This is a genomic window from Brevundimonas sp. UBA7664, assembly GCF_002483305.1.
Classification (GTDB): Bacteria; Pseudomonadota; Alphaproteobacteria; order Caulobacterales; family Caulobacteraceae; genus Brevundimonas.
The window spans coordinates 25,425-51,943 of the sequence record NZ_DLHQ01000050.1 but is presented as its reverse complement, the minus strand read 5'-3'; the positions used below and the strand labels follow the sequence as shown (position 1 = coordinate 51,943).

Annotated in this window: 22 protein-coding genes; 15 read left to right on the top strand and 7 right to left on the bottom strand. The window is 69.4% G+C overall.

Annotation, left to right across the window (positions count from 1 at the left end; genetic code table 11):
* The first annotated feature begins 21 nt into the window (after positions 1 to 21).
* From B2742_RS11900 to B2742_RS11885, 4 genes are all read left to right on the top strand, one after another.
* Complete coding sequence (locus B2742_RS11900; RefSeq protein WP_292066526.1) at positions 22 to 1,653, top strand: alpha-glucosidase; 1,632 nt, start codon at positions 22 to 24, stop codon at positions 1,651 to 1,653.
* A gap of 89 nt (positions 1,654 to 1,742) precedes the next feature.
* Complete coding sequence (locus tag B2742_RS11895) at positions 1,743 to 4,190, top strand: DUF305 domain-containing protein (protein ID WP_292066525.1); 2,448 nt, start codon at positions 1,743 to 1,745, stop codon at positions 4,188 to 4,190.
* 89 nt (positions 4,191 to 4,279) lie between these two features.
* Positions 4,280 to 5,344 (top strand): ligase-associated DNA damage response exonuclease, encoded by a 1,065-nt coding sequence (locus B2742_RS11890; protein WP_414633063.1) that lies wholly within the window; start codon positions 4,280 to 4,282, stop codon positions 5,342 to 5,344.
* The gene (locus tag B2742_RS11885; RefSeq protein ID WP_292066523.1) at positions 5,344 to 6,966 is read left to right on the top strand and encodes a cisplatin damage response ATP-dependent DNA ligase; all 1,623 of its coding nucleotides are present in this window, start codon (positions 5,344 to 5,346) and stop codon (positions 6,964 to 6,966) included. The genes B2742_RS11890 and B2742_RS11885 overlap by 1 nt, the downstream gene beginning before the upstream one ends.
* Positions 6,967 to 6,987: 21 nt before the next feature.
* Here the strand turns inward: B2742_RS11885 and B2742_RS11880 are convergent, their stop codons facing one another.
* Both B2742_RS11880 and B2742_RS11875 read right to left on the bottom strand, forming a co-directional pair.
* Positions 6,988 to 8,772, bottom strand: a complete 1,785-nt coding sequence (locus B2742_RS11880) for a PHA/PHB synthase family protein (protein ID WP_292066522.1) — start codon at positions 8,770 to 8,772, stop codon at positions 6,988 to 6,990.
* A 15-nt stretch (positions 8,773 to 8,787) separates the two neighbouring features.
* Positions 8,788 to 8,976: a hypothetical protein gene (locus tag B2742_RS11875; protein WP_292066520.1), complete on the bottom strand. Its 189-nt coding sequence runs from the start codon at positions 8,974 to 8,976 to the stop codon at positions 8,788 to 8,790.
* Between the two features lie 113 nt (positions 8,977 to 9,089).
* Between B2742_RS11875 and B2742_RS11870 the strand changes: the two genes are divergently transcribed.
* Positions 9,090 to 9,989, top strand: coding sequence for a LysR family transcriptional regulator (locus B2742_RS11870; RefSeq protein WP_292066518.1), 900 nt, complete (start codon positions 9,090 to 9,092; stop codon positions 9,987 to 9,989).
* On the opposite strand, the gene B2742_RS11865 is transcribed toward B2742_RS11870, so the two are convergent.
* On the bottom strand, positions 9,976 to 10,902 hold the full coding sequence (locus B2742_RS11865) for an ROK family protein (protein ID WP_292066515.1): 927 nt from the start codon (positions 10,900 to 10,902) through the stop codon (positions 9,976 to 9,978). The genes B2742_RS11870 and B2742_RS11865 overlap by 14 nt on opposite strands.
* A gap of 86 nt (positions 10,903 to 10,988) precedes the next feature.
* Here B2742_RS11865 and B2742_RS11860 point away from each other — a divergent pair, with 86 nt between their 5' ends.
* From B2742_RS11860 to cysC, 10 genes are read left to right on the top strand one after another with little or no spacing between them, the layout of a single operon-like run.
* Positions 10,989 to 13,286, top strand: coding sequence for a bifunctional salicylyl-CoA 5-hydroxylase/oxidoreductase (locus B2742_RS11860; RefSeq protein ID WP_292066514.1), 2,298 nt, complete (start codon positions 10,989 to 10,991; stop codon positions 13,284 to 13,286).
* Positions 13,283 to 14,044 (top strand): SDR family NAD(P)-dependent oxidoreductase, encoded by a 762-nt coding sequence (locus B2742_RS11855; RefSeq protein ID WP_292066513.1) that lies wholly within the window; start codon positions 13,283 to 13,285, stop codon positions 14,042 to 14,044. Before B2742_RS11860 ends, B2742_RS11855 begins: the two co-directional genes overlap by 4 nt.
* A complete protein-coding gene (locus B2742_RS11850) occupies positions 14,041 to 14,550 on the top strand; it encodes a MarR family winged helix-turn-helix transcriptional regulator (protein ID WP_292066510.1) in 510 nt (169 codons plus the stop codon). The genes B2742_RS11855 and B2742_RS11850 overlap by 4 nt, the downstream gene beginning before the upstream one ends.
* Before the next feature lie 4 nt (positions 14,551 to 14,554).
* Positions 14,555 to 15,367, top strand: a complete 813-nt coding sequence (locus B2742_RS11845) for an enoyl-CoA hydratase family protein (RefSeq protein WP_292066508.1) — start codon at positions 14,555 to 14,557, stop codon at positions 15,365 to 15,367.
* A 3-nt stretch (positions 15,368 to 15,370) separates the two neighbouring features.
* On the top strand, positions 15,371 to 16,537 hold the full coding sequence (locus B2742_RS11840) for an acyl-CoA dehydrogenase family protein (protein WP_292066506.1): 1,167 nt from the start codon (positions 15,371 to 15,373) through the stop codon (positions 16,535 to 16,537).
* The gene (locus B2742_RS11835) at positions 16,537 to 18,147 is read left to right on the top strand and encodes an AMP-binding protein (protein ID WP_292066503.1); all 1,611 of its coding nucleotides are present in this window, start codon (positions 16,537 to 16,539) and stop codon (positions 18,145 to 18,147) included. Before B2742_RS11840 ends, B2742_RS11835 begins: the two co-directional genes overlap by 1 nt.
* Positions 18,144 to 18,566: an acyl-CoA thioesterase gene (locus B2742_RS11830; protein WP_292066501.1), complete on the top strand. Its 423-nt coding sequence runs from the start codon at positions 18,144 to 18,146 to the stop codon at positions 18,564 to 18,566. Before B2742_RS11835 ends, B2742_RS11830 begins: the two co-directional genes overlap by 4 nt.
* A complete protein-coding gene (locus B2742_RS11825; RefSeq protein ID WP_292066498.1) occupies positions 18,563 to 18,955 on the top strand; it encodes a RidA family protein in 393 nt (130 codons plus the stop codon). The genes B2742_RS11830 and B2742_RS11825 overlap by 4 nt, the downstream gene beginning before the upstream one ends.
* Positions 18,956 to 18,993: 38 nt before the next feature.
* Entirely contained in the window at positions 18,994 to 19,899 is a 906-nt protein-coding gene (cysD, locus tag B2742_RS11820) for a sulfate adenylyltransferase subunit CysD (RefSeq protein WP_292066495.1), read from the top strand.
* Entirely contained in the window at positions 19,899 to 21,746 is a 1,848-nt protein-coding gene (gene cysC / locus B2742_RS11815; protein WP_292066493.1) for an adenylyl-sulfate kinase, read from the top strand. The genes cysD and cysC overlap by 1 nt, the downstream gene beginning before the upstream one ends.
* 2 nt (positions 21,747 to 21,748) lie before the next feature.
* Here cysC and B2742_RS11810 read toward each other — a convergent pair whose 3' ends face one another.
* Genes B2742_RS11810 through B2742_RS11795 form a run of 4 tightly spaced genes read right to left on the bottom strand, consistent with a single transcriptional unit; the run spans position 21,749 to position 26,423 of the window.
* Complete coding sequence (locus B2742_RS11810) at positions 21,749 to 22,024, bottom strand: SemiSWEET family sugar transporter (RefSeq protein WP_292066491.1); 276 nt, start codon at positions 22,022 to 22,024, stop codon at positions 21,749 to 21,751.
* Positions 22,021 to 22,500, bottom strand: coding sequence for a low affinity iron permease family protein (locus B2742_RS11805; RefSeq protein WP_292066489.1), 480 nt, complete (start codon positions 22,498 to 22,500; stop codon positions 22,021 to 22,023). Before B2742_RS11805 ends, B2742_RS11810 begins: the two co-directional genes overlap by 4 nt.
* Before the next feature lie 49 nt (positions 22,501 to 22,549).
* Entirely contained in the window at positions 22,550 to 24,130 is a 1,581-nt protein-coding gene (locus tag B2742_RS11800) for an amidase (protein ID WP_292066487.1), read from the bottom strand.
* Positions 24,131 to 24,164: 34 nt separating this feature from the next.
* The gene (locus tag B2742_RS11795) at positions 24,165 to 26,423 is read right to left on the bottom strand and encodes a S9 family peptidase (protein ID WP_292066485.1); all 2,259 of its coding nucleotides are present in this window, start codon (positions 26,421 to 26,423) and stop codon (positions 24,165 to 24,167) included.
* Positions 26,424 to 26,519 lie beyond the last annotated feature (96 nt).

Genomic DNA, 26,519 nt, shown 5'->3' with positions numbered 1-26,519 from the left:
TCAACCCGATGAAGGCCCGGCGTGACCCCCCGCTCATCCGACCGCCCGCCCGCCCCTGCCGCCACCGCAGAATGGTGGCGTGGGGCCGTGATCTATCAGGTCTATCCGCGCAGCTTCGCCGACACGAACGGCGACGGCGTCGGCGACCTGCCCGGCGTCACCGCCCACCTCGATCACATCGCCTCGCTGGGCGTGGACGGAGTCTGGTTGAGCCCCTTCTTCACCTCGCCGATGAAGGATTTCGGCTATGACGTTGCCGACTATTGCGACGTCGATCCGGTCTTCGGGACCCTGGCCGATTTCGACCGCCTGATCGCCCGCGCCCATCAGCTCGGCCTGAAGATCATCACCGATCTGGTCTTCGCCCACACCTCCGACAAGCATGTCTGGTTCGCGGAAAGCCGCCAGTCCCGCTCGGGGCCGAAAGCGGACTGGTACGTATGGGCCGACGCCAAACCCGACGGCTCGCCGCCCTCCAACTGGCAGTCGGTCTTCGGCGGGCCGGCCTGGACCTGGGACGCGCGGCGGGGTCAGTATTACATGCACAATTTCCTGCCGGAGCAGCCGCAGCTGAACCTGCACAATCCAGCGGTCCAGGACTCCCTGCTGGAGGTCGCGCGCTTCTGGCTGGACCGCGGCGTCGACGGCTTCCGCTTCGACGCCATCAACTTTTCGATGCATGACCCGAAGCTGACCGACAATCCGCCGCTGCCGCCCGGCGGACCGCGGACCCGGCCGTTCGACTTCCAGGACAAGGTGCACAACCAGTCCCAGCCGGGCATTGTCGACTTCCTCGCCCGTATCCGCGCCCTCACCGACAGCTATGGCGGTCGCTTCAGCGTCGCCGAGGTGGCGGGCGACCATGCCGAGCGCGAGATGCAGGCCTTCACCCGCGGCGAGGGCCATCTGAACAGCGCCTACGGCTTCCTCTACCTCTACGCCCCGACGCTGGAGCGGCAGCTGGTCCGCATGGGCGCCGAGGCCTGGCACGGGCGTGACGGACAGGGCTGGCCGTCCTGGACCTTCTCGAACCACGATGCGCCGCGAGCCATTTCGCGCTGGGCCGGTGGTCGCGACCTCAACGCCATGGCCCGGATGGCCATGCTCCTGCTCATGACCCTGCGCGGCAACGTCTTCATCTATCAGGGCGAGGAGCTGGCCCTGCCCCAGGGCGAGGTTCCCTTCGACCGGCTGGTCGATCCAGAGGCCATCGCCAACTGGCCCCGGACCCTCGGCCGCGACGGCGCGCGCACGCCCATTCCGTGGCGCGCCGACCAGCCCTGGGCCGGCTTCTCGACCGTCGAACCCTGGCTCCCGCTCGACCCGCGCCACGTCGACCTCGCCGTGGATCGGCAGGAGGCGGATCCGCACGCCATGCTCCACGTCACCCGTCGTTTGGTCGCCCTGAGAAAATCGCACCCCGCCCTCGTCCGGGGCGAGATGCACATGCTGGAGTCGGACGGGGACATTCTCTGCTTCGAACGGGTGTCCGACGACGAACGGCTGGTCTGTGTCTTCAACCTCGGTCACGAGCCCGCGCCGTGGTCGCCGCCAGAAGGCATGCAGGTCGTCGAGGCGGTCAATCTGGCAACGCCGCCCCGGGGCGCGCTGCCGCCGATGGCCGGCGTGGTGCTCAGGCGCGTGGCCGGCTAGTCCCGGGGCCGGGGAGAGACGCCACGGTTGGTGCCGTCGGAAATCCCATGCTAGCCCTGACGCACGTTCGTAAAATGGAGATCAAGCCGATGCATCGATCCGCGCCGTCCATTCGCAAGCTTCTGGGCTCCTCCGTCGCCGCTGGCGTCTTGCTCTGCGCCACCGGCGCCTTCGCGCAGGACGCCCCGATCGTGCAGCCCGGCGCGCCGGGCCAGGCCGCCCGCGCCCTGAGCGGCGAGGAAGCCTCGCGCATCGCCGACAACCGCTATTCCGCCGACGACGTGAAATTCATGCAGGACATGATCCTTCACCATGCCCAGGCCGTCGAGATGGCCGCGCTCGTCGCCGGGCGGACCAACACCCAGGCGATCCGCGACATCTCCGGCCGTATCAATGCGTCCCAGGCCGACGAGATCGAATTCATGCAGGGCTGGCTGCGCGAGCGCGGCCAAGAAGCGCCGGCCGCCGCCGCCGGCCACGCCGGCATGGCGGGAATGGATCACAGCCAGCACGGCGCGGCCCATGCCGGCATGCCGGGCATGGCCACGGCGGAACAGATGGCCGCGCTTGCCGCCGCCAGCGGCCCCGACTTCGACCAGCAGTTCCTCCGGCTGATGATCGCCCACCACGAGGGGGCGGTGAAGATGGTCGCCGACCTGTTCGCGCGCTCCGGCTCCGCCTACGATCCGGTGCTGTTCCGCTTCGCCAACGACGTGACCAACGAACAGCAGGCCGAGATCGACCGCATGACGGCCCTGTCGCGCCAGCAGGCCGGCGATCCGCGCAGCACCCTGTCCGCCGGATTCCGCGACGCAGGTCAGGCGGCCAGCAACCTGGCCCTCATCGCCAGCCTGCCCAAGCCGACCGGCTTCTTCGATCCCGCCAACCCCGAGGGCCTGCCCCCGGCGGTTCCGACGGTCGCCGACGACGGGGTCGCCCGCGACAGCGCCGCGTCCCAGTTCGGCCGCCGCTCGCCCTTCCTCAGCTTCGCCAACACCGACATGGCATTCGCCGGCGACCTTCTGGCGGTCGGCAACTATCACGGCGTCAACCTGTACCGGCTGACCGACGCCGCCGAGCCCGAACTGATCAGTTCGATCGTCTGCCCCGGCGGTCAGGGCGACGTGTCGATCGTCGGCAACCTGCTGCTGATGTCGGTCGAGTCCAACAGCGGCCGGGTCGACTGCGGCCGCCAGGGCGTGACCGGCCAGGTGAACCCCGAGCGGTTCCGCGGCCTGCGGATCTTCGACATCAGCGACCGGACCCGCCCCGTCCAGGTCGGGCAGGTCCAGACCTGCCGCGGCTCGCACACCCATTCGGTGGTGGCCCAAGACGCACGGCGCCTGGTCGTCTACAACTCCGGCACCGCCAACATCCGCGATGAAGAGGAACTGGCCGGGTGCGTCGTCGGCACGCCGGGCGATCCGCGCACGGCCCTGTTCCGGGTTGATGTCATCGAGATCCCCCTGGCCGACCCGTCCCGGTCGCGCATCATCGACAGCCCCACGGTCTTCGCCGACGCCGAGACCGGCCAGATCGCCGGCCTGTGGCAGGGCGGCGACCACGGTGAAGGGACGCAGACCACAGGTCGCACCGACCACTGCCACGACATCACCCTGTTCCCGTCGCGCAACATCGCGGGCGGGGCCTGCTCGGGCAACGGCATCCTCTTCGACATCTCCAACCCGCTCGAGCCGCGGCGGCTCGATGCGGTGACCGACACAGGCTTCGCCTACTGGCACTCCGCCACCTTCAACAACGACGGCACCAAGGTGATCTTCACCGACGAATGGGGCGGCGGCGGACGTCCGCGCTGCCGGGTCCAGGATCCCCGCACCTGGGGCGCCAACGCCATCTATGACATCGTCGACGGCCAGCTGGTCTTCCGCAGCTACTACAAGCTGCCGGCGGCCCAGACGGACAAGGAAAACTGCGTCGCCCACAACGGTTCGCTGATCCCGGTGCCCGGCCGCGACCTGTTCGTCCAGGCCTGGTACCAGGGCGGATTGTCGATCAGCGACTTCACCGACTCGGCCAATCCCCGCGAGATCGCCTATTTCGACCGTGGACCGATCAATGAGCAGCACGGCACCATGGGCGGTTACTGGTCCGTATACTGGTACAATGGCCGCATCTACGGCACGGAGATCGCCCGTGGCCTGGACGTGCTGACGCTGGAGCCGAGCGAGCATCTGACCGCCAACGAGATCGCCGCCGCGGCCATGGCCGACGTCGGTGGCGCGGTGAACCCCCAGCAGCAGTTCCCGGTGAGCTGGCCCGCCCATCCCGTGGTCGCCCGCGCCTATCTGGACCAGCTGGCGCGCGATGACGCCATGCCCGCCGAGATGATGGCCCGCATCACCGGCGCGCTGGACCTGGCGACGCCGTTGGTCGATGCGAACGGCCGCGACGCCGCGGTCGCTCGCCAGATCGAGGCCCTCGCCGGGGAAATCCGGGTGACGGGCGAGGATCAGACCGCCAAACGGATGACGGGGCTGAAGGAGACCCTCTCGGGCATCGCGGATCGGCTCGGCTGAGCCGTCGGGCCTCCAGGCAACCGAACGCGGCCTGATCGACTTGATCAATTTCGGATGGAGGTTGTGATGATCAGGATGGCGATGGGTCCGTGCTTGTCGGGACAGGTCGTGTGGATGACCGGGGGCGACCGCTGAAGTCCGCCGTCGCCCCGGAACTGAGCGCGATTCTGCGGCCGACACCGGACGGCCTCTGGTGTCCGGCGGGCGCTTTCTTCATCGACCCCCCGCGCCCCGTGGACCGTGCGGTCATCACCCACGGCCATGCCGACCATGCCCGCGCCGGCCACGGCGCGGTGCTGGCGACGCCCGAAACCCTCGCCATCATGGGCGAGCGCTACGGCCGCGACTTCGCCACGAGTGTTCAACCACTGGCCTATGGCGAGCGGCTGATGGTGGGCGGAGCCGAGGTGACCCTGTCCCCGGCCGGCCATGTGCTGGGCTCGGCCCAGGCGACGGTGCGGCAGGGCGGGCTGACGGTGACGGCCTCGGGCGACTACAAGCGCCGCCGCGATCCGACCTGCGTCCCGTTCGAGCCGGTGCCCAGCGATGTCTTCATCACCGAAGCCACCTTCGGCCTGCCGGTGTTCCGCCATCCGCCAGATACCCAGGAGATCGGACGGCTGCTGCATTCGGTGCGGCAGTTCCCCGAGCGCGCCCATCTGGTCGGCGCCTACGCCCTGGGCAAGGCGCAGCGGGTGATCCGCCTGCTGCGCGAGGCGGGCTATGACGAGACCATCTATGTCCACGGCGCCCTCGAACGGTTGAACCGGCTGTACGAGCATTTCGGCGTCATGCTGGGACCGCTGGCGCCGGCGACCGGGTCCAAGGCCGATTTCGCGGGACGCATCATCATCGCCCCGCCGTCGGCCCTCGCCGACCGCTGGAGCCGCCGCTTTCCCGATCCGGTCACGGCCTTCGCCTCGGGCTGGATGAGCGTGCGCGCGCGGGCGCGGCAGCGGGGGGTGGAGCTGCCTCTCGTCCTGTCGGACCACGCCGACTGGGACGAACTGACCGACACCCTGAAGGAGCTGTCGCCGCGGGAGGTGTGGATCACTCATGGCCGCGACGACGCCCTTCGGCGCTGGGCCGAACTGAACGGCCTCACCGCGCGGGCGCTGCATCTGGTGGGCTATGAGGACGAGGACGACGACTGATGCGCGCCTTCGCGGCCCTGCTGGATCGGCTGTCGTTGACGGCGTCGCGCAACGTCAAACTGCGGCTGATCCGTGATCACCTGGCCGATGCGCCGGACCCCGACCGGGGCTGGGCCCTCGCCGCCCTGACCGGCGCCCTGTCGTTCAACGCCGCCAAGCCGGCCATGATCCGACAGGCGGTGGAAGGCCGCGTCGATCCGGAGCTGTTCCGGCTGTCCTACGACTATGTGGGCGATCTGGCCGAGACCGTCGCCCTGATCTGGCCCGCCCGTCACGGAGCCAACCGTGAACCCGATCTGTCCGAGGTGGTTGACGCCCTCAGAGAGGCGAAACGGGGCGAGGTGCGGGGCCTGATCGAAGGCTGGCTGGACGCCCTGGACGCCGACGGCCGCTGGGCTCTGCTGAAGCTGGTGACCGGGAGCCTGCGGGTCGGCGTCTCGGCGCGCCTCGCCTGGCAGGCCGCGGCCGACTTCGGCGAGGTCGAGGTCGCCGACATCCAGGAGGTCTGGCACGCCCAGGCCCCGCCCTATGCCGACCTCCTCGCCTGGCTGGACGGCAAGGCCGAGCGTCCTTCGGCCGATGCGCACGGCCGCTTCCGCCCGGTCATGCTGGCCCAGCCTATCGACGAGGCGGATTTCCCGAAACTGGACCCCGCCGCCTACGCCGCGGAATGGAAATGGGACGGCATCCGCGTCCAGGCGGTCAGCGAGGGCGGGGTGAAGCGCCTGTACAGCCGGACCGGCGAGGATGTCTCGGCGGCCTTCCCCGATGTGGTGGAGACCCTGACCTACGAGGGCGTGATCGACGGCGAACTGCTGGTGCTGCGGGACGGGCGTGTCGCGTCCTTCGGCGACCTTCAGCAGCGCCTCAACCGAAAGGCGGCGGATCCGAAGGTGATGACAGCCCATCCCGCCGGCATCCGCGCCTACGACCTGCTGGCGGCGGACGGGGTCGACCTGCGGGGGCTGGCCTTCGTCGAACGGCGCGCGCGGCTGGAGGCCTTCGTCGCCGCGATCGCTTCCAAACGCATCGACCTGTCGCCGCTCCAGTCCTTCGCATCGTGGGACGAGCTCGCGGCCCTGCGCGCCGCGCCGCCCGCGGGAGACCCGCAGGCGGCGGAAGGGCTGATGCTGAAACGGCTCGACAGCGTCTATGAGGCGGGCCGGCCCAAGGGGCCGTGGTTCAAATGGAAGCGAGATCCGCATCTGATCGACGCCGTGCTGATGTACGCCCAGCGGGGGCACGGCAAGCGGTCCAGCTTCTATTCGGACTTCACCTTCGGCGTCTGGACCGAGGACGCCGACGGCGCCCATGTGCTGACGCCGGTGGGCAAGGCCTATTTCGGCTTCACCGACGAGGAGCTCAAACATCTGGACAAATTCGTGCGCGACAACACCGTCGAACGGTTTGGCCCGGTGCGATCGGTGCGGGCGAGCCGCGAGTTCGGCCTGGTGCTGGAGGTGGCGTTCGAGGGCCTGCAGCGATCGAAACGCCACAAGTCCGGTGTCGCGATGCGCTTCCCCCGGATCAGCCGGATTCGTTGGGACAAGCCGGCGAAGGAAGCGGATGAGCTGGCGACGCTGGAGCGGATGCTGGACCAGGCTGACCCGGCTCAGAGATAGCCGGTCCGGCCGGCGGACCCTCTAGTGCCGAACGCGGACGTAGTCGCCCGGGGCGGCGACGCCGGCCTTGAGCTTGCCGGAACCGACCTTGCGCGCCTTGACCTTGTCGTCGGCCGCGGCGGCGTCAAGCCAGCCCTGCCATTCCGGCCACCATGATCCGGTCTTCTGCTCGGCGCCGGCCAGCCAGGCCTCGGCGTCGGCCGGAGCGTCGTCATTGGTCCAGTAGCCGTGCTTGTTGGCCGCCGGCGGATTGATCATCCCCGCATTGTGGCCCGAGCCGCCCAGCAGGAACCGCGTCGGCCCGCCGAAGAAGGCGCGCCCGGCATAGGTGTTCTTCCACGCCGAGACATGGTCGTCCTTCAGGGCCACGATCATCACCGGGGTCTCGATGGCCTTGAGGTCCAGCGTCACGCCGTCGATCGCGACTCCGCCGTCCTTGAGCTGGTTCCCGCGCAGGATCTGGCGGCCGTATTCCTTGAGCATCCGGGCCGGGATGCGCGAGCCGTCATCGAACCACCACAGCAGGTCCGAGGCGCGCGCCTCGTCGCCCAGCAGATAGTGGTTCACCACCGACGACCAGATCAGGTCGTTGGCCCGCACCGCCGAGAACAGCTTGGTCAGGTCGTGGGCCTCGACATAGCCCTTGTCGTCGAGATAGCGGTCGAAGGCGTTCAGGTCCTGCTCGCTCGTGAACACCGACCATTCGCCCATGTCGCCAAAGTCGACGAGGGTGGCGATCAGGGTCGCCGAGGAAACTCGATCGGCGCGATCTGTCGCGGCCAGATAGGCCAGCGTCATGGCCGAGAGCGTGCCGCCGAGGCAGTAGGAAACCAGATCCGCGTCCGCCTCGCCCGTGGCCAGTTGGACGGCGTCCAGCGCGGCGACAACGCCATCCTTCACATAGGCGTCCAGACCGTTGTCGGCGTGGCTCTCGTCCGGATTGGCCCAGGAGATGACGAAGACGGTGTGCCCCTGATCCACCAGCCATTTCAGGTAGCTGGCCTTCGGCGTGAGGTCGAACAGGTAGTATTTGTTGACCAGTGGCGGCACGAACAGCAGCGGACGGCGATAGACCTTGTCGGTCGTCGCCGCATACTGGATCAGCTCCATCAGGTCGTTCTTGAACACCACCGCACCCGGCGTGGCGGCGACGTTGACGCCCAGTTCGAAGTCGTTGGGCGCGCGACGGCTGACCAGCCCCTGCCCCTTGCCGACATCTTCCAGCAGGTTCGACAGACCCGTCATCAGGCTCAGACCACCGCTCTCGATGGTGCGACGGGCCACCTGCGGATTGGTGTGCGGGAAGTTGGTCGGCGCCAGGGCGTTCATCATCTGGCGGCTGGCGAAATCGACCTGGGCGCGGGTCGCGTCATCGACCGGGGCGGCGGCGACGAAATCCTGCAGCTGGCGCGCGGCCAGCAGATAGGCCTGTTTCAGATAGTCGTAGACCGGCTCGTCGCTCCAGGCGGGGTCCGAAAAGCGGCGGTCGCCCTTGACCGGCGCCGCGACCGGGGAAGTCTCCTGGCCCATGGCCCGCTCGCCCATGGTGCGCCACAGGGCGGTCCAGTCGGTCCAGTTCTTCGCCTGGGCCTCGAACAGCGCCGCCGGCTGGGTCATCACCGCGGTGTTGAAGTCGATCATCGCCCGCGTCAGCGTCGTCGGATCGTAGGGTAGAGCGCAAGGCGTGGCGGCCTGGGCCATGGTGGTTCGCACCGCGGCGGCGGCGTTCTGCATCAGGGTGGTCAGGGTCTCGGCCACGACGGTCGGATCGGGCAGTTGGGGAAGCGGCGGCTGGGAAACGGTCATGGGCAGGCTTTCCGCTTACAGCGAGACGAGGACATCCACGGCCGCGCAATCGCGCGGGGCCACGAACAGCAACGCCAGGGCGCGGTCCGGGTTCTCGGCCGCCCAGATTGGGCAGGGAGCGTCGAACGCGTCGATCAGCGCGGCTGTCGGCGTGGGAATAGCGGTCCGGATGGCGGGCGTATAGGCGGCGGAGTCGAAGGCCATGACGGTGTCCTTGGAACGGAGACGTTCGGATGACGACGATATGTCATGGCTTTTCTGTCCTGACGATGCCAAGACTTGAGCAATCATTGTGCATTTTTGCACAGGAGCGGATTGTGGCCGACTTCAACTGGAACGACCTCCGCGCCTTTCTGGCCGTGGCGCGCACGGGGCGGCTGACCACGGCCGCAGCCCGGGTCGGCATGGACCACACGACCGTGGCCCGCCGCATCGCGGCCCTGGAGGACGGACTGGGCGCCCGCCTGTTTGATCGCAGCCCGCAGGGCTACGCCCTGACCCCGCACGGCGAACGGCTGATGCCGACCGCCGAGAAGATCGAGAGCCTGACCCTGCTGGCCGCCAGCCAGCTGGGTGAGGCCGACCAGGCCCTGACCGGCACGGTCCGCATCGGCGCGCCCGAAGGGTTCGGCAGCTATGTTCTGGCGCCCCTGATGGCGACACTCGCCGACCGGCACCCCGGACTGGACATCCAGCTGGTCGCCATCTCCGGCGTGCTCAGCCTGTCCAAGCGCGAGGCCGACATCGCCGTGACGCTCAGCGCCCCGCGCGAGGGCCGGCTGATTTCGCGCAAGCTGACCGACTATGGCCTCAGCCTGTACGCCGCCCCGGCCTACCTCGACGCCCGGCCGCCGATCCGCACCCGCGCCGACATGGCCGGTCACCGGTTCATCGGCTATATCGGCGACCTGCTCTATGCGCCCGAGCTCGACTATATGCAGGCGCCGGACGTCGACATCCATGTCGCCCTGCAGAGCTCCAACCTGATCGCCCAGCTCCAGGCCGCCCTCGCCGGCGCGGGCCTTTGCGTCCTGCCCGACTTCATCGCCGCCCGCGAAGCCGGCCTGCGCCGCGTCCTTCCGGACGCCGTGCATCTGGACCGCAGCCTCTGGATGGTGACCCACGCCGACCTCAAGCCCCTCGCCCGCATCCGCGCCGTGACGGCGATGATCGTCGAGGCGGTCAGGGCCGACCGGGCCATGTTCACCGGCGGCTGAGCGGCCCCTCCGACAAGGCTTTGTGGGCCAGGGCGATCGCGCCCAGGGGACCGGCCAGGGCCCCCAGCCCGGGCGGCTGCACGAAGGCCTCGAGGTCGGCCGCGATCCGGTCTGCCGTGGCGTAGCCCGCGAGACTGTCGACCAGGGCAGCGCGCAGACGCGGGAACAGCCATCCCTGCCCGTCCGCAACCCCGCCGCCGATCAGGATGCGCTCCGGCGCCGTGGTGAGGACCAGGTTGTGCAACAGTCCGCCCAAGGCGTGGACGACCATGGTCCAGGCGGGATCGTCAGGATCAAGCGCATCGCCCGGCCGGCCCGCCCGCGCCGCCACCGCCGGGCCCGAGGCGAGGCCTTCGACGCAATCACCGTGATAGGGGCAGACGCCCGGCCAGTCGTCGCCCTTCAGCCGTCCGACCCGCAGGTGGCCCGCCTCGGAATGGCCCAGCCCCCGCACCGACCGGCCGTCGACGATCGAACCGACGCCGATCCCCGTCCCGACGGTGACGTAGGCATAGCTGCGCAGCCCACGCGCCGCGCCCCAACGCCCCTCCGCCAGGGCTGCCCCGTTAACGTCGGTGTCGATGGCCAAGGGCACGGCCAGGCCCTCGCCCAGCGCGGTCAGCGCACATCCGGTCCAGCCCGGCTTGGGCGTGGCGATGATCTGGCCGAAGCGCGGCGAGCGGTCGTCCAGCTCCAGCGGACCGAAGCTGGCCACGCCGAGGGCCGCGAACCCCGGACCGGATCGCCAACGCTCCAGCACCGCGGCGATGCCAGCCAAGGTCACTTCCGGCGTCGTGGTCGGGATGCGCACGTGCTCGCGGATGTCACCCGGACCGCTCGCCAGCAGGCAGACGACCTTGGTGCCGCCCAGTTCCACCCCCGCGACCAACGGCGTCTCAGTTCTGTCCGTCATCCATCCACCCTGCCCGGTCGGACCGGGTTCGGCTACCCGCCCAACCAGTTCTGGACTATCGCCGGATTTTGTTTCAAGCTTAAAATATGTTGTCGGATCAGGCTGTCAGAAGCATCGCCGTGGTGGGGGCCGGGCCGGGCGGCCTGTACCTCGCCATCTCGCTCAAGCTGCGCGATCCCTCGCTCGAGGTTGTCGTGCATGAACGCAACCGACCCGACGACACCTTCGGCTGGGGCGTGGTCTTCTCGGACCAGACACTCGCCAATCTCAAGGCCAATGATCCCGAGACCGCCGCAACGATCGAGGCCGCCTTCGTCCACTGGGACGACATCGACGTCCACATCCACGGCCAGACCATCCGTTCGGGCGGCCACGGCTTCGCCGGCATCGGCCGCCAGAAGCTGCTGACCCTGCTGCAGAACCGCGCCCGATCGCTGGGCGTGGACCTGCGCTTCGAGAGCGAGATCGCCGACATCCGCGCCCTGCCGGCTGATGTGGTCGTCGCCGCCGACGGCCTGAACAGCCGGATCCGCAACGACAACCCCGAGACTTTCGGCGTCGACATCGACGTGCGCACCAACAAATACATCTGGCTGGGCACGAAACAGTCTTTCGACGCCTTCACCTTTGCCTTCGTCGAGACCCCGCACGGCTGGATCTGGGCCCACGCCTACCAGTTCGAGCCGGGGGCCTCGACCTTCATCGTCGAATGCACCGAGACGACCTGGCGCGGCCTCGGCTTCGACGCCATGGACCGGGACCAGACCTGCTGCGCGGCGGAAGGCCTGTTCGCCGACTGGCTGGGCGGCCACGCCCTGATGAGCAACGCCAGACACCTGCGCGGATCGGCCTGGCTCAACTTCCCGCGCGTCGCCTGTTCCAACTGGCGCGACGGCAAGGTGGTGCTGCTGGGCGACGCCGCCCACACTGCCCATTTCTCCATCGGCTCGGGGACCAAGCTGGCCTTCGAGGACGCCATCCGCCTCGCCGAGACGCTGACGGAGGCCGATGATCTGGATGCAGGCCTCGCCGCCTATGAGGCCGAGCGGCGCGTCGAGGTGCTGAAGCTGCAGAGCGCCGCCCGCAACTCCACCGAATGGTTCGAGACCGTTGACCGATATGTCGATCTCGAACCGCTGCAGTTCGCCTACAGCCTGCTGACCCGCAGCCAGCGCGTCAGCCATGAAAACCTGCGCCTGCGCGACCGCGATTTCCTGACCGGTGTCGAGCGCTGGTTCGCGGCCAACGCCGGCGCTCCGCCTACGGACGATCCCCCCGCGCCGATGTTCGCGCCCCTGCGTCTGCGCGGCCTGACCCTGCCCAACCGCGTCGTCGTCTCGCCCATGTGTATGTACTCGGCCGAGGAAGGGATGGTCGGTGACTTCCACCTCGTCCATCTGGGCGCCCGCGCCCTGGGCGGCGCCGGTCTGGTCTTCACCGAGATGACCGACGTCTCGGCCGATGGCCGTATCACCCCCGGCTGCGCCGGCATGTACCGCCCGGACCACCGCGACGCCTGGAAACGGATCGTCGACTTCGTTCACGCCCAGGGGTCCCGCATCGCCATCCAGCTGGCCCACGCGGGTCGCAAGGGCTCGGTCGAACGGCCCTGGGGACCGCGCGCCGATCAGCCGCTGGAGGACGGCTGGCCCCTGATCGCCGCCTCCGCCATTCCGTGGTCGGTTGAAGACCAGATCCCGCGGGAGATGACCCGCGCCGACATGGACCGCGTCCGCGACGACTTCGTCCGCGCTACGGCCTGGGCCCACGAGGCCGGGTTCGACATGGTCGAGCTGCACGGGGCCCACGGTTACCTGCTGTCATCCTTCCTCACGCCGGTCTCGAACCACCGCACCGACGACTACGGCGGCTCCGTCGAGAACCGGCTGCGCTTCCCGCTCGAGGTCTTCGCCGCCATGCGCGCCGTCTGGCCCGACGACAAGCCGATGTCCGTGCGCCTGTCCGCCACCGACTGGGTCGACGACGGTCTCACGCCCGACGACTCGGTCGCCATCGCCCGCGCCTTCGCCGAGGCGGGCTGCGACCTGATCGATGTCTCGGCGGGCCAGACCTCGGAAGAAGCGCGGCCCGTCTATGGCCGCATGTTCCAGACCCCCTTCAGCGATCGCATCCGCAACGAGGCGGGCGTCGCCACCATGGCCGTCGGCAACATCTATGAGACCGACCACGTGAACAGCATCCTCGCCGCCGGCCGCGCCGACCTGTGCGCCCTCGCCCGGCCGCATCTGGCCGATCCGAACTGGAGCCTGCGCGCCGCCGCCGAGCTCGGATGGCGCGGGCAGAAACCGCCGGTCCAGTACCTCGCCGGCTTCGCCCAGTTGGCCCGCAATCTCGAGAAGCAGCAGCAGGCGGGACCGGTATGAGCCTCACCGGACATCACGCCGTGGTCACCGGAGCCGGCTCCGGCATCGGCCGCGCCACCGCCGAACGGTTGGCCGAGGCGGGCTGCCAGGTGACCCTGATCGGCCGCCACGTCGTCCGCCTGGCCGAGACCGCCGACCGCATCGGCGACCTCGCCTTCGCCGCCCCCGCCGACGTCACCGATCCCGATATGTTGGCCGCCGCCATCGAGGCGGGCCGCGACCGTTTCGGACCGATCGACATCCTGATCAACAACGCCGGCGCCGCGACCTCGGCTCCCTTCCTCAAGACCGACGCCGACGCCTTGCGAGCCATGCTGGCCCTCAACCTCGAAGCGCCGGCCGAGGCCGCCCGTCTGGTCCTGCCTGGCATGCTGACCCGCCGGTGGGGCCGCATCATCAACGTCGCCTCGACCGCCGGGCTCAAGGGCTACGCCTATGTCTCGGCCTATGTCGCGGCCAAGCACGGCCTCGTCGGCCTGACCCGCGCACTGGCGCTGGAGGTCGCGTCGAAGGGCGTCACCGTCAACGCCGTTTGCCCCGGCTTCACCGAAACCGAGCTTGTCGCACGCTCCATAGAGTCCATCACCGCCAAGACCGGACGGACGGCGGACGAAGCCCGCGCCGCCCTCGCCGCATCCAACCCGCAGGGCCGGCTGATCACCCCCGACGAGGTGGCCCAGACCATCGTCTGGCTCTGCGGCGCCGGCGCCTCGGGCGTCAACGGCGCGGCGGTGCCGGTCGCGGGCGGCGAGCTGTGAACCCGGCCCTCGCCTCTCTGCCTGACCGTCTCGGCGGCGCGCCGGACGGCAAACGCTCCCTGCGCCTGTGGCTGCGCCTGCTGACCTGCGCCACCACCATCGAACAGACCATCGCCCAGCGGCTGCGCGACGAGTTCGGCTCGACCCTGCCCCGGTTCGACATGTTGTCGGCGCTCGACCGCGCCGGCGACGCCGGTCTGACCATGGGCGAGGTCTCACGCATGCTGATGGTCTCCAACGGCAATGTCACCGGCCTGGCCCAGCGGCTCAAGGCCGACGGACTGATCGAGCACCTGCCCGGCGCCGATCGAAGGGTGCAACGCGTGCGCCTGACCGCAGAGGGCGACGCCCGTTTCGCCGCCATGGCCCGCGCCCACGAACGCTGGATCGAGGCCCTGTTCGCCGATCTGACCGCGGCCGAGGCCGACGATCTGACCCGCCTGCTGGAGCGCACCAAGCGGTCGCTTCACGCCACCACCCCCGAAGAACTGGGCACGAGGAGCTGAACGGATGAAGGCGCGCGACTACAAGGCGGCCCATTTCCTCTGGTCGGTCGACGACGACGGCGTCGCGACCCTGACCCTGAACCGGCCCGAGCGGAAGAACCCGCTGACGTTCGAGTCCTACGCCGAGATGCGCGATCTGTTCCGCGCCCTGGTCCACGCCGATGACTGCAAGGTGGTGATCGTCACCGGCGCGGGCGGCAATTTCTCGTCGGGCGGCGACGTGCACGAGATCATCGGCCCGCTGACCGAGATGGCCATGCCCGAGTTGCTGGTCTTCACCCGCATGACCGGCGATCTGGTCAAGGCGATGCGCGGCTGCCCCCAGCCGGTCATCGCGGCGCTGGACGGGGTCTGCGTCGGGGCCGGGGCCATCATGGCCATGGCCTCGGACCTGCGCCTCGCCACGCCGCGGACGAAGACCGCCTTCCTGTTCACCCGCGTCGGCCTGGCCGGCTGCGACATGGGCGCCTGCGCCATCCTGCCCCGCCAGATCGGCCAGGGCCGGGCGTCGGAGCTGCTGTTCACCGGCCGCGTCATGACCGCCGACGAAGGCGAGCGCTGGGGCTTCCACAACCGGCTGGTCGAGCCGGACGGCCTGATGGACGCCGCCCGAGAACTGGCGCTGTCGCTCGCGAAGGGCCCGACCTTCGCCCACGGGATCACCAAGAACCAGCTCAACGTCGAATGGGACATGAGTCTCGACGCCGCCATCGAGTCCGAGGCCCAGGCCCAGGCCATCTGCATGCAGACCAACGACTTCCGCCGCGCCTATGAGGCCTTCGCCGCCAAGCGCGAGCCGGTGTTCGAGGGGAACTGAGTCATGGCCGACCGCACCTTCCTCGACTGGCCCTTCTTCGACGACCGCCACCGCGCCTTCGCCGCCGATCTCGACGCCTGGGCGGACCGCACCGATGCGGTGAACCTGCACGGCGACCACGACCTCGACGGCGATTGCCGCACCATCCTCAAGGCCCTGGCCGAGGGCGGCTGGCTGAACAACGCCGTCCCCGACGCCCACGGCAAGCTCGACGTCCGCACCCTGTGCCTGACACGCGAGACCCTCGCCCGCCGCTCGGGCCTCGCCGACTTCGTCTTCGCCATGCAGGGCCTCGGCTCCGGTCCGATCAGCCTTTTCGGTACGGAGGACCAGAAGGCCCGGTGGCTGCCCGGCGTCGCGGCGGGTCGGACCATCGCTGCCTTCGCCCTGTCCGAACCCGACGCCGGCTCCGACGTCGCCGCCCTGTCGACCGGCGCGCGCCGGGACGGCGACGGCTGGGTCCTCGATGGGACCAAGACCTTCATCTCCAACGGCGGCCTCGCCGACCGCTACACCGTCTTCGCCCGCACCGGCGAGGCGCCCGGGGCCAAGGGGCTGAGCGCCTTCGTCGTCGACGCCGACGCGCCGGGTTTCGAGGTGGTCGAGCGCATCCCCCTGATGGCCCCGCATCCGCTGGCGACGATCCGGTTCAACGGCTGCCGCATCGACGGCGACCGCCTCCTCGGCACGCCGGGCGAGGGCTTCCGCATCGCCATGGCCACGCTCGACGTGTTCCGCTCCACGGTCGCCGCCGCCGCCCTCGGCTTCTCGCGCCGCGCCCTTGACGAGGCCGCGGCCCGCACCTCCGCCCGCCGGCTGTTCGGCGCGCCGATGAGCGACCTGCAACTGGTCCAGGCCTCGCTCGCCGACATGGCGCTGAAGATCGACGCCTCGGCCCTGCTGATCTACCGCGCCGCATGGCTCAAGGACCAGGGCGCGCCGCGCATCACCCGCGAGGCCGCCATGGCCAAGCTCTACGCCACTGACGAGGCGCAGCAGGTCATCGACGCGGCCGTCCAGCTGTTCGGCGGCCTTGGCGTCGTCTCGGGCCATCCGGTCGAACGCCTCTACCGCGAGATCCGCGCCCTGCGCATCTATGAGGGGGCCTCCGAGGTCCAGAAGATCGTCATCGCCCGGCAGGTGCTGGCGGGCCTTGCGGGAGGCGTCTGATGGGGACCAGCGCGCACATCGACCGGTTCGTCCTTGATCATCTGCCGCCGGCGGATCAGCAGCCGGACCTCGTCTTCGACCGGGCCGAGCTGTCCTATCCCGAACAGCTCAATGCGGGCGTCGAACTGCTGCGCCGGGCCCTTGCCGCCGTCGGCCCCGACGCCCGCGCCCTGATCGACCATGACCACGAATTCTCCTGGGCCCGGGTCGACATGATCTCCAGCCGCATGGCGCGGGTGCTGGTCGAGGACATGGGTCTGGTTCCCGGCAACCGGGTCCTGCTGCACGGCCCGAACAGCGCCTGGACGGTGCTGGCGTGGTTCGCGATCCTCAAGGCCGGCGGCGTGGTCGTCGCCACCATGCCCATGCTCCGCGCCGCCGAATTGGCGACCGTGATCGACAAGGCCCGGATCAGCCATGCCCTGGTCTACGCCTCCCTCGCCGAAGCGGTGGCGGAGGCGCAGGCGACGGCGACGGCGACGACCCTGAAGCACGTCATGGATTCCGCCATGCTCCAGGCCGCCGCCCGCTCCCAACCCGCCGGCATCCGCTTCGACCCCGTCGACACGGCCGCCGACGACCCCGCCCTGATCGCCTTCACCTCGGGCACGACGGGCAAGCCCAAGGGCTGCGTCCATTTCCATCGCGACATCCTCGCCATGGCCGACACCTTCGCCCGGCATATCGTCGGCCTGACGAAGGACGACATCGCCGTCGGCACCCCGCCGATCGCCTTCACCTTCGGCCTGGGAGGGCTGGTCGTCTTCCCGGCCGCCGTCGGCGCCGCCACCGCCTTCGCGCCCCGGCCCGGCTTCGACGCCCTCGCCGAGACCATCGCCCGACACAAGGCCACCGCCCTGTTCACCGCCCCGACCGGCTATCGCGCCTTGCTGAAACTGGCCGGCGACCACGACCTGTCCTCGTTGCGCACCTGCGTCTCGGCCGGCGAGGCCCTGCCGGCCGCCACCTCGGATGCCTGGCATGAGGCCACCGGCGTCCGCATCATCGACGGCATCGGCTCCACCGAGATGATCCACGTCTTCATCTCGGCCCGCGGCGACGACATCCGCCCCGGCGCCACCGGCAAGGCCGTGCCGGGTTATGAGGCTCGCATCATTGACGCCGATGGCCAGCCCCTGCCGCCGGGCGAGACCGGTCGCCTCGCTGTGCGCGGCCCCACGGGCTGCCGCTATCTCGATGACGACCGGCAGGCGGCCTATGTCCAGGACGGCTGGAACCTGACCGGCGACGTCTACCGGCTGGATGAGGACGGCTATTTCTGGTTCGTCGCCCGGTCCGACGACATGATCATCTCCTCCGGCTACAATATCGGCGCACCCGAGGTGGAGCACGCCCTGCTGCGCCACCCGGCCGTGGCCGAGGCCGCCGTCATCGGCGCAACCGACCCTGAGCGCGGCCAGATCGTGAAGGCCTTCGTGGTGCTGAACTCCGACCACGCCGCCTCCGACGGCCTCAGGGTCGCCCTGCAGGACCATGTGAAGAGCGTCATCGCCCCCTACAAATACCCCCGCGCCCTCGACTTCGTGGACGCCCTGCCCAAGACCCAGACCGGCAAGCTGCAGCGTTTCCGGCTCAAGGAGCCGACATGACGGTTCAGGTCTTCACGAGCGAACGCCGCGTCCGCTTCGCCGACTGCGACGCGGCCGGCATCGTCTTCTTCCCGCGCTATTTCGAGATGCTGAACGGGGTGGTCGAGGACTGGTTCGCCGGCCCGCTTGAGGCCTCGTTCCGCGAACTGCACGTCAACCGCCACGTAAGCGTACCCACCGCCGCTGTTGAGGCGCGCTTCATTGCGCCATCCCGGCTGGAGGACGTTCTGACCTTCGCCCTGTCTGTCACAAGACTGGGTGGCGCGTCCTGCACCCTGCGCCACCGCATTTCGGCCGGGGCCGACCTCCGCTTCGAGGCGATCCAGACCATCGTCTATGTCGGCGAGTCGCTGAAGCCGGAGCCCTGGCCCGACGCCCTGCGCGCCCGGATCGCCCCCTTCGTGGAGAGTGTCTCGTGAACCGCGTCCTGCTGCCCGAAGGCTGGCCCCGGCCCAAAGGCTATTCCAACGGAATAGAGGCGACCGGTCGGACGGTCTTCGTCGCCGGCCAGATCGGCTGGAACACGGCCGGCGCCTTCCCTGACGGTTTCGCCGCCCAGTTCCGCCAGACGATAGACAATACGCTCGCCGTCCTCGCCGAAGCGGGCGCGGGCCCCGAGCACATCGTCCGCATGACCTGGTACGTGGTCGACAAGCGCGAATATCTCGCCGCCCTGCGCGACATCGGCGCCGCCTGGCGCGAGCGGATCGGGCCCCACTACCCCGCCATGGCCGTGGTTGAGGTCAAGGGCCTGATCGAGGACGCAGCGCGGGTCGAGATCGAGACCACCGCGGTCATTCCCGCGTGAGGCTTGGCGCCGCGCGATTCCGGGGCCAAAGCTGACCCATGCGGCTGCACGACGACGTCCTGGGCTCACTGGAAGCCGAGGCCATTCATATCTTCCGGGAAGTCGTCGCCGAGTGCGAACGGCCGGTGCTGCTGTTTTCCGGCGGCAAGGACTCGGCGGTCTTGCTGCACCTCGCGCGCAAGGCCTTCTTCCCGGCCGTCCCGCCCTTCCCCCTGCTTCACGTCGATACGATGTGGAAATTCCGCGAGATGTACGCCTTCCGCGACAAGGCCGCGGCGACGGCTGGCATGCGGCTGCTGGTCCACCGCAACCCCGAGGCTGAGGCGGACGGGATCAACCCGTTCGATCACGGAGCCAATGTCCATACCGACCTGTGGAAGACCCAGGGGCTGAAACAGGCGCTGGACCTGCACGGGTTCGACGCCGCCTTCGGGGGCGCGCGTCGTGACGAGGAGAAGAGCCGGGCCAAGGAGCGCATCGTCTCGGTCCGCACGGCGGCGCACGGCTGGGACCCCAAACGCCAGCGCCCCGAACTGTGGAGCCTCTACAACACCCGCCTCAGCGATGGGGAGTCGGTGCGGGTCTTTCCCCTGTCGAACTGGATCGAATTGGACGTCTGGCGCTACATCCAGCGTGAGAACCTCGCCCTGCCCTCGCTCTATTTCGCCGCCGAACGGCCGATCATCGAGCGTAACGGCGCCCTGCTGATGCTGGACGACGCGCGCATGCCCCTGCGGCCCGGCGAGGCCGCCCGGATGCGACGGGTCCGCTTCCGCACCCTTGGCTGCTGGCCTCTGACCGCCGCCGTCGACAGCGACGCCGACACCCTCGACGCCGTGGTGCGCGAGGTCCGCGAGGCGCTGGTGTCCGAACGCCAGGGGCGGGCCATCGACCACGACCCATCCGCCTCGATGGAGCAGAAGAAGCGCGAGGGCTATTTCTGATGGCCCCCGTTCACGATACCGGCCCCCGCGAGATCGTCCGGCTGATCACCTGCGGCTCGGTCGACGACGGCAAATCGACCCTGATCGGCCGCCTGCTGTACGACGCCGGCGCCATTCCCTCCGATCAGATCGCGGCCCTGCCCGATCTCGACGGCGCGCTGGACCTGTCCTTCCTCGTCGACGGCCTGTCGGCCGAGCGCGAGCAGGGCATCACCATCGACGTCGCCTATCGCTTCTTCGACATCGGCGAGCGCCGCTTCGTGCTCGCCGACACCCCGGGACACGAGCAGTACACCCGCAACATGGTCACCGCCGCCTCGACGGCCGACCTGGCCATCGTGCTGATCGACGCCCGCAAGGGGGTGCTGACCCAGACGCGGCGGCACAGCCGGCTGCTGGCCCTGCTGGGGGTCCGGCGCGTCGTGCTGGCGGTCAACAAGATGGATCTGGTCGAGGGGTCGCAGGACCGGTTCGACGCGATCGTCGATGACTACCGCGCCTTCGCCGACCCGATCGGCCTGACCGATATCATCGCCATCCCGACCTGTGCCCGTTCGGGCGAGAACATCTCGGCGGCGGGCGACCTGACATCCTGGTACACCGGTCCGGGTCTGATGGCGCATCTCCAGACAGTCAGCCTGGCCGAGACCACGTCCGGCCCGCTGCGAATGACAGTGCAGGGGGTCAACCGGCCCAACGCGGACTTCCGTGGAGTCGCGGGCCGGATCGTGGCCGGCGTCGCCCGGCCCGGCGACGCCGTCCGCATCCTGCCGTCGGGCGTGAGCGCCGCGATCGAACGCATCGTCGCCCTGGACGGGGACCTCGACGAGGCCCGGACCGGCCAGTCCGTGACCCTGACCCTGACCCCGGACGTCGACGTCTCGCGCGGCGACCTGATCGCCGCCGCCGGCGCCCCGCCTCAGGTCGCGGACCAGTTCGAGGCTCATCTGGTGTGGATGTCGGACCGCCCCCTGCTGCCGGGCCGGTCCTACTGGCTCAAGCTCGGCGCGACCACGGTCCCGGCCCGGATCAGCGACCTGCGCCACAAGGTCAATGTCGATACCGGCGAGCGCCTGGCCACCCCGACCCTGACGCTGAACGACATCGGCCTGTGCACCCTGGCGCTGGACGCCCCCGTCGCCTTCGAACCCTATGCCGCCAACCGCGATCTCGGCGGCTTCATCCTGATCGACCGGATGAACAACGAGACCGCCGGGGCCGGCATGATCCGCTTCGCCCTTCGCCGGTCGGCCAATGTCCGGCCGCAGGCCTTGAGCGTCAGCCGGGCCGACCGCGCGGCCCTCAAACGCCAGTCGCCGCTGGTGCTGTGGTTCACCGGCCTGTCCGGCGCTGGCAAGTCGACCATCGCCAACCAGGTCGAGCAGCGGCTGCTCGCCGAGGGCCTGCATTCGGTCCTGCTGGATGGGGACAATGTCCGCCACGGCCTGAACCGCGACCTCGGCTTCACCGACGCCGACCGGGTCGAGAACGTCCGCCGGGTGGCCGAGGTGGCGCGGCTGATGACGGACGCGGGCCTGATCGTGCTGGTCTCCTTCATCTCGCCCTTCCGCGAGGAACGCCGCATGGCGCGCGAGCTGATGGAGCCCGGCGAGTTCGTCGAGGTCTTCGTCGATGTACCGCTGGCGGTGGCCGAGGCGCGGGACGTCAAGGGGCTCTACGCCAAGGCCCGGGCCGGCCAGTTGAGCCATTTCACCGGCATCGACAGCCCCTATGAGGCGCCCGAGGCGCCGGAGCTGCGCATCGACGCCGCCGCCTGCTCGGCCGACGAGGCCGCGGACCGGATCATCGCCCTCGTCCACGCCGCCCAGGCGGCCGCCGCCCGCTGAGCTCAGCGGGGCCGGGTGTCGCTGAACCGCCACTTCATCGCCAGCACCCCGGAGGCCATGACGAGGGCGCAGGCATTGGCGATGGTGACCGGCCAGGCCGTGGTCAGAACGCCATAGGCCGTCCACAGCACGAAGCAGGTCACCGTCAGGGAATAGGTCTTCAGCGACACCGCCGATGCGTCACGCTCCTTCCAGATCTTGATCATCTGCGGGGCGAAACTGGTGATCGAACACAGGGCCGCGAGGGTGCCGACGACGTTGGCGACGAGGCCTGTCACGACTTGGTCCTCGTCTTCGTTCCAGCGGTGCGACGCGGGCTGGCCTTCTTCGGCTGCGCGTCCTCGATCGCTTCCGCCCGCGCGCGTTTGCCGGGAAGGGCGCGGGCCGGCTTGCCCGCCTGCACGGCCAGGCCGCGGCCCTCGACCTCCCTCAGGATCGCATCCAGTTCGAGCTCGGTCAGGTGTTCGATGCCGATGAAGCGGTCATCAGCCTGCTTCACCGCGAACACCAGTTCGTCCAGCTTGGCGTGGATCGCCGCGCCGTCGCGGTTCTGGGTGTTCTGGATCAGGAACACCATCAGGAAGGTGATCACCGTCGTGCCGGTGTTGATGATCAACTGCCAGGTCTCGCTGAAGTTGAAGACCGGACCGGAGACGGCCCAGGTCAGCACGATCGCCAGGCAGGCGATAAAGGTCCAGGGCTTGCCGGCCACCTTGGCCGTCGCCGTGGCGAATTTGACGAACTGCTTTTCCATCGGCCTCCAACGGCCGCCCTTGGGGCCGGTTCCTGTCTCTCGGGTCGTCTCAGTGCACGGGGGCCAGCAGCGGCGCCGTCTCGTCCATCACGTCCACGGTCCGGGCGAATGTGGGGCTGCGACGGGCTTGCGTCAGCTGCTCGAAGGCGTAGCCCAGCGACAGGATCCGGGCGTCCTCCCACTGGCCGCCGATGAAGCTCATACCGACGGGCAGGCCGCGGACGAAGCCCATGGGCACGGTCAGATGCGGATAGCCGGCGATGGCCGGCATGGTCGACACCGCGCCGCCGTAATGGTCGCCGTTGACCACATCCGTGGTCCAGGCCGGGCCGGTCGTCGGCGCGATCAGGGCGACGACCCGATGCTCGCGCAGCAGCTTGTCGATCCCCTCCGCCCCGGCCAGCCGCAGCGACGTCGCCCGCGCCTCGATGTAAGCCGGATCGTCCAGGCCGCCGGTCTGCTCCGCGAGCAGGAACAGCTCCTGCCCGAACAGGGCCAGTTCGCGCGGCTCCGCTTCGTTGAAGGCGATCACGTCGGCCAGGGTCCGGGTCCGCACCTGGTCGGGCCGGGTCGAGGCCAGATAAGCGTTCAGGTCGACCTTCAGCTCGGTCAGCAGCACCGTCAGTTCGGCCGCGCCCATCGCCCCTTCGTCCGACGGCGCCTCGGTGATGTCGACCAGCACCGCGCCGGCGTCGCGCAGCACCTGAAGATTGGTCTCGAACACCGCCAGGGTCGCGGCGTTGTAGCCCGAGGGCCAGCGCATCACCCCGATCCGCGTCCCGCGCAGCGACCCCGCGTCCAGCGCCGCGCGATAATCGACCTTGCGCGCGTCGGCCTCGACCGTCGCGGGATCCAGCGGATCGCTGCCGGCGATGACCGTCAGCACGATGGCCGCGTCCTCGACCGTCAGCGTCATCGGTCCGGCCGTGTCCTGGGAATGGCTGATCGGCACGATGTGGGTGCGGCTGACCAGACCGACCGTCGGCTTGAAGCCGACGATGCCGTTGATGGCCGCCGGGCAGGTGATCGACCCGTCCGTCTCGGTCCCGATCGCCGCCGGCGCCAGTCCCGCCGCCACCGCCGCTCCGCTGCCCGAGGACGAGCCGCAGGTGTTGCGGTCCAGCGCATGGGGGTTGCGCGTCAGCCCGCCTACGGCGCTCCAGCCGCTGGTCGAGTTCGACGACCGGATATTGGCCCATTCCGACAGATTGGTCTTGCCGAGGATCACGGCCCCGGCCTCGCGCAGACGGGCGACCAGCGGCGCGTCCCGGCCAGGCGCGTTGTCGACCAGCGCCAGCGACCCGGCCGTGGTCGGCATGTCGGCGGTTTCGATGTTGTCCTTGAGAAGGACGGGCATTCCCGAAATACCTGATCCACTAGCCCACAGCACAACCGCGTCCGGGTCGTGCCTGCCCCAGGCCAAGACGCTGTTGGTGGCTACCTGCGCCGGCGTGTTGCCCGCGAGGTGGGCTTCCGAGCGATCGGGCTCGCCCGCCCTGTCGCCAGTCCAGGCCGGGCTGGCCTCGGCCCAGACCATGTCGCGGTCTGGCGCCTCGATAACAATACAGCCGCCCAGCGCCACGGACGCCGCCAAGGCAAGGGCGCCGAGCCCCATCCTGTTGAAACGCATCACCCGGCCCCCCGAAGTATCGTTGATTACGCGATCAGTCCTGTGCTGCCGGCGCTCGAGTCCCGATCGTGCGATCGAGGAAGTCCAGATACGTCCGCCATTGCATCAGCTGCCTTTCATTGCCCCGCACGCCGTGGCGCTGGCCGGGGAAGAGCATCAGTTCGAACGGGATGGACGACGCTTGCATGGCGTCCATCACCCGCGTGGTGTTCTCGAGGATGACGTTGTCGTCGGCCATGCCGTGCAGCAGCAGCATCCGCCCGGTCAGGTTCGGCAGCCGCGGAATGGCGTCCGAGGCGGCGTAGCCTGCGACGTTCGCCTCGGGCGTCGACATGAAGCGTTCGGTGTAGTGGGTGTCGTACAGGCTCCACTCGGTCGGCGGCGCGCCGACGATGGCCGAGGCCAGGCCCATGTCCGGCTCGGTCAGGGCCATCAGGCTCATGAAGCCGCCATAGGACCAGCCCATCATGGCGATGCGGTCGTCGGCGACATAGGGCAGCGACCGCAGATAGTTCGCCGCCAGCACCTGATCCTCGATCTCGGGCTGACCCATCTTCAGATACAGCGCCTGTTTGAACGCCGCCGAGCGCAGGCCCTCGCCGCGGTTGTCGAGGCGGAAGACGATATAGCCGGCCTCGGTCAGCAGCTGGCTGGTCGATGACTGCCAGCCCTTCTTGACCCCGCCGCCGCCCGGCCCGCCATACACCTGCATGACCACCGGATACTGTCTCGACGGATCGAAGCCCGGCGGCGTGGTCATCTGCCAGACCAGGGTCTCGCCATGGCTTTCCAGCGTGCCGAAGGTCGTCTCGCCACGCCGGGAGACGTAGGGATACATCGGATGGTCGGCGTCCAGCCGGTTCTCCTCGATCCAGCGCACGAAGGTCCCGTCGGCGCGATAGAGGCCCGACTGCGCCGGCGTATCCATGTCGGTGTAGTTGCCGACATAGGCCGTGCCCGTGCGGTTCATCGAGGCCGACCACCAGCCGCCGGCGGGCGTCACCGGCGTCGGCGTCACGGTCCGGCGCAGGCTGGCGCGGAACATCTGCTGTTCGATCGGCAGCTCGCGGCCGTCGCGCATCGAGGCGGTGAAGAAGACCTCGCCGGTCTGCTGGTTGACCCCGTCCAGCGACTTGACCGGCCACTCGCCGCTCGTGATCGCGCGCAGCCGGCGGCCGTCGCGATTGTACAGATATAGATGCTTCCACCCGCTCTCTTCCGAGGCCCAGATGAAGTCGCCATTCTCGAGGGCGCGGAAGTCATTGTTCAGCGACACCCAGGCGTCGGACCGCTGGGTCACGATCACGCGTGACGCGCCCGTGGCCGGATCGACGCTGAGCAGGTCCAGGGTCTTCTGGTCGCGCGACTGGCGCTGGACATAGAGGGTGCGGCCGTCCGCCGACCAGTTCACGCGGGCCAGGTAGATGTCGGGATTCGAGCCCAGGTCGACCTTGACCCGCTCGCCGCCCTGACGATCGTGGACATACAGCTCGACCACGGCATTGGGGCGGCCGGCGCGCGGATAGCGCTGCTCGACCACGGAGGCGCCGCCGCCAGTGATGTCCAGACGGGGCACGATGTCGACCGTGCTCTCGTCCGTGCGCTGCAGGGCGATGTAGCGCTCGTCCGGGCTCCACCAGTAGCCGGTGTCCCGGTCCATCTCTTCCTGGGCGATGAACTCGGCCGTGGCCCAGGTGATCAGCCCCTCGCCGTCGGTGGTGACCGCGGTCTCGCGGTCGCCGTTCAGGTCCAGCACGACCAGGTCCTGGTCGCGCACGAAGGAGACGAAATTGCCCTGAGGCGAGACCTTGGCGTCGATCTCGTCGGCCGGGGTCTCGGTCAGGCGGCGCACCGCCCCGCCCTCGCGGCTGGCCAGGAAGATGTCGCCCTCCAGCGGGGCCAGGATGTAGCGGCCCTGTTGGTCCCACGAATATTCGACCACGCCGCGCTGGCTGATCCGCATCCGCTCGCGTCGGGCCTTCTCGGCCTCGGACAGTTCGCCGGCGTCGGGGACCAGGGCCCGCGCGTCGATCAGCTTGAACGGCTCGCCCTCACCGGTCGGCGCGGCCCACAGGTCCAGCACATCGACGTCGTCCTCGCGCGAGCGCAGGAAGGCGACCAGCTCGCCGTCCGGCGACAGGCTGACGCCCCGCGCCACCGGTCCGGCCAGCGACGGATTGGCGAACACCCGTTCGGGTGTCAGGACCGCCGGGTCCGCGGTTTGCGCCATCACGGCGGTGAACGGCGACAGGGCCGCGAGGAACAGGGTGGAGGCGAGGAGTTTGTTGCGCATGGCGCTGACGCTAGCGGGCGTTTCGGCCGGCGTCATCCCCCGATTCCGCGCAGCGGCCGGAGGGGGCGAGAGTACACCGTGGAATCCCGAAATTTC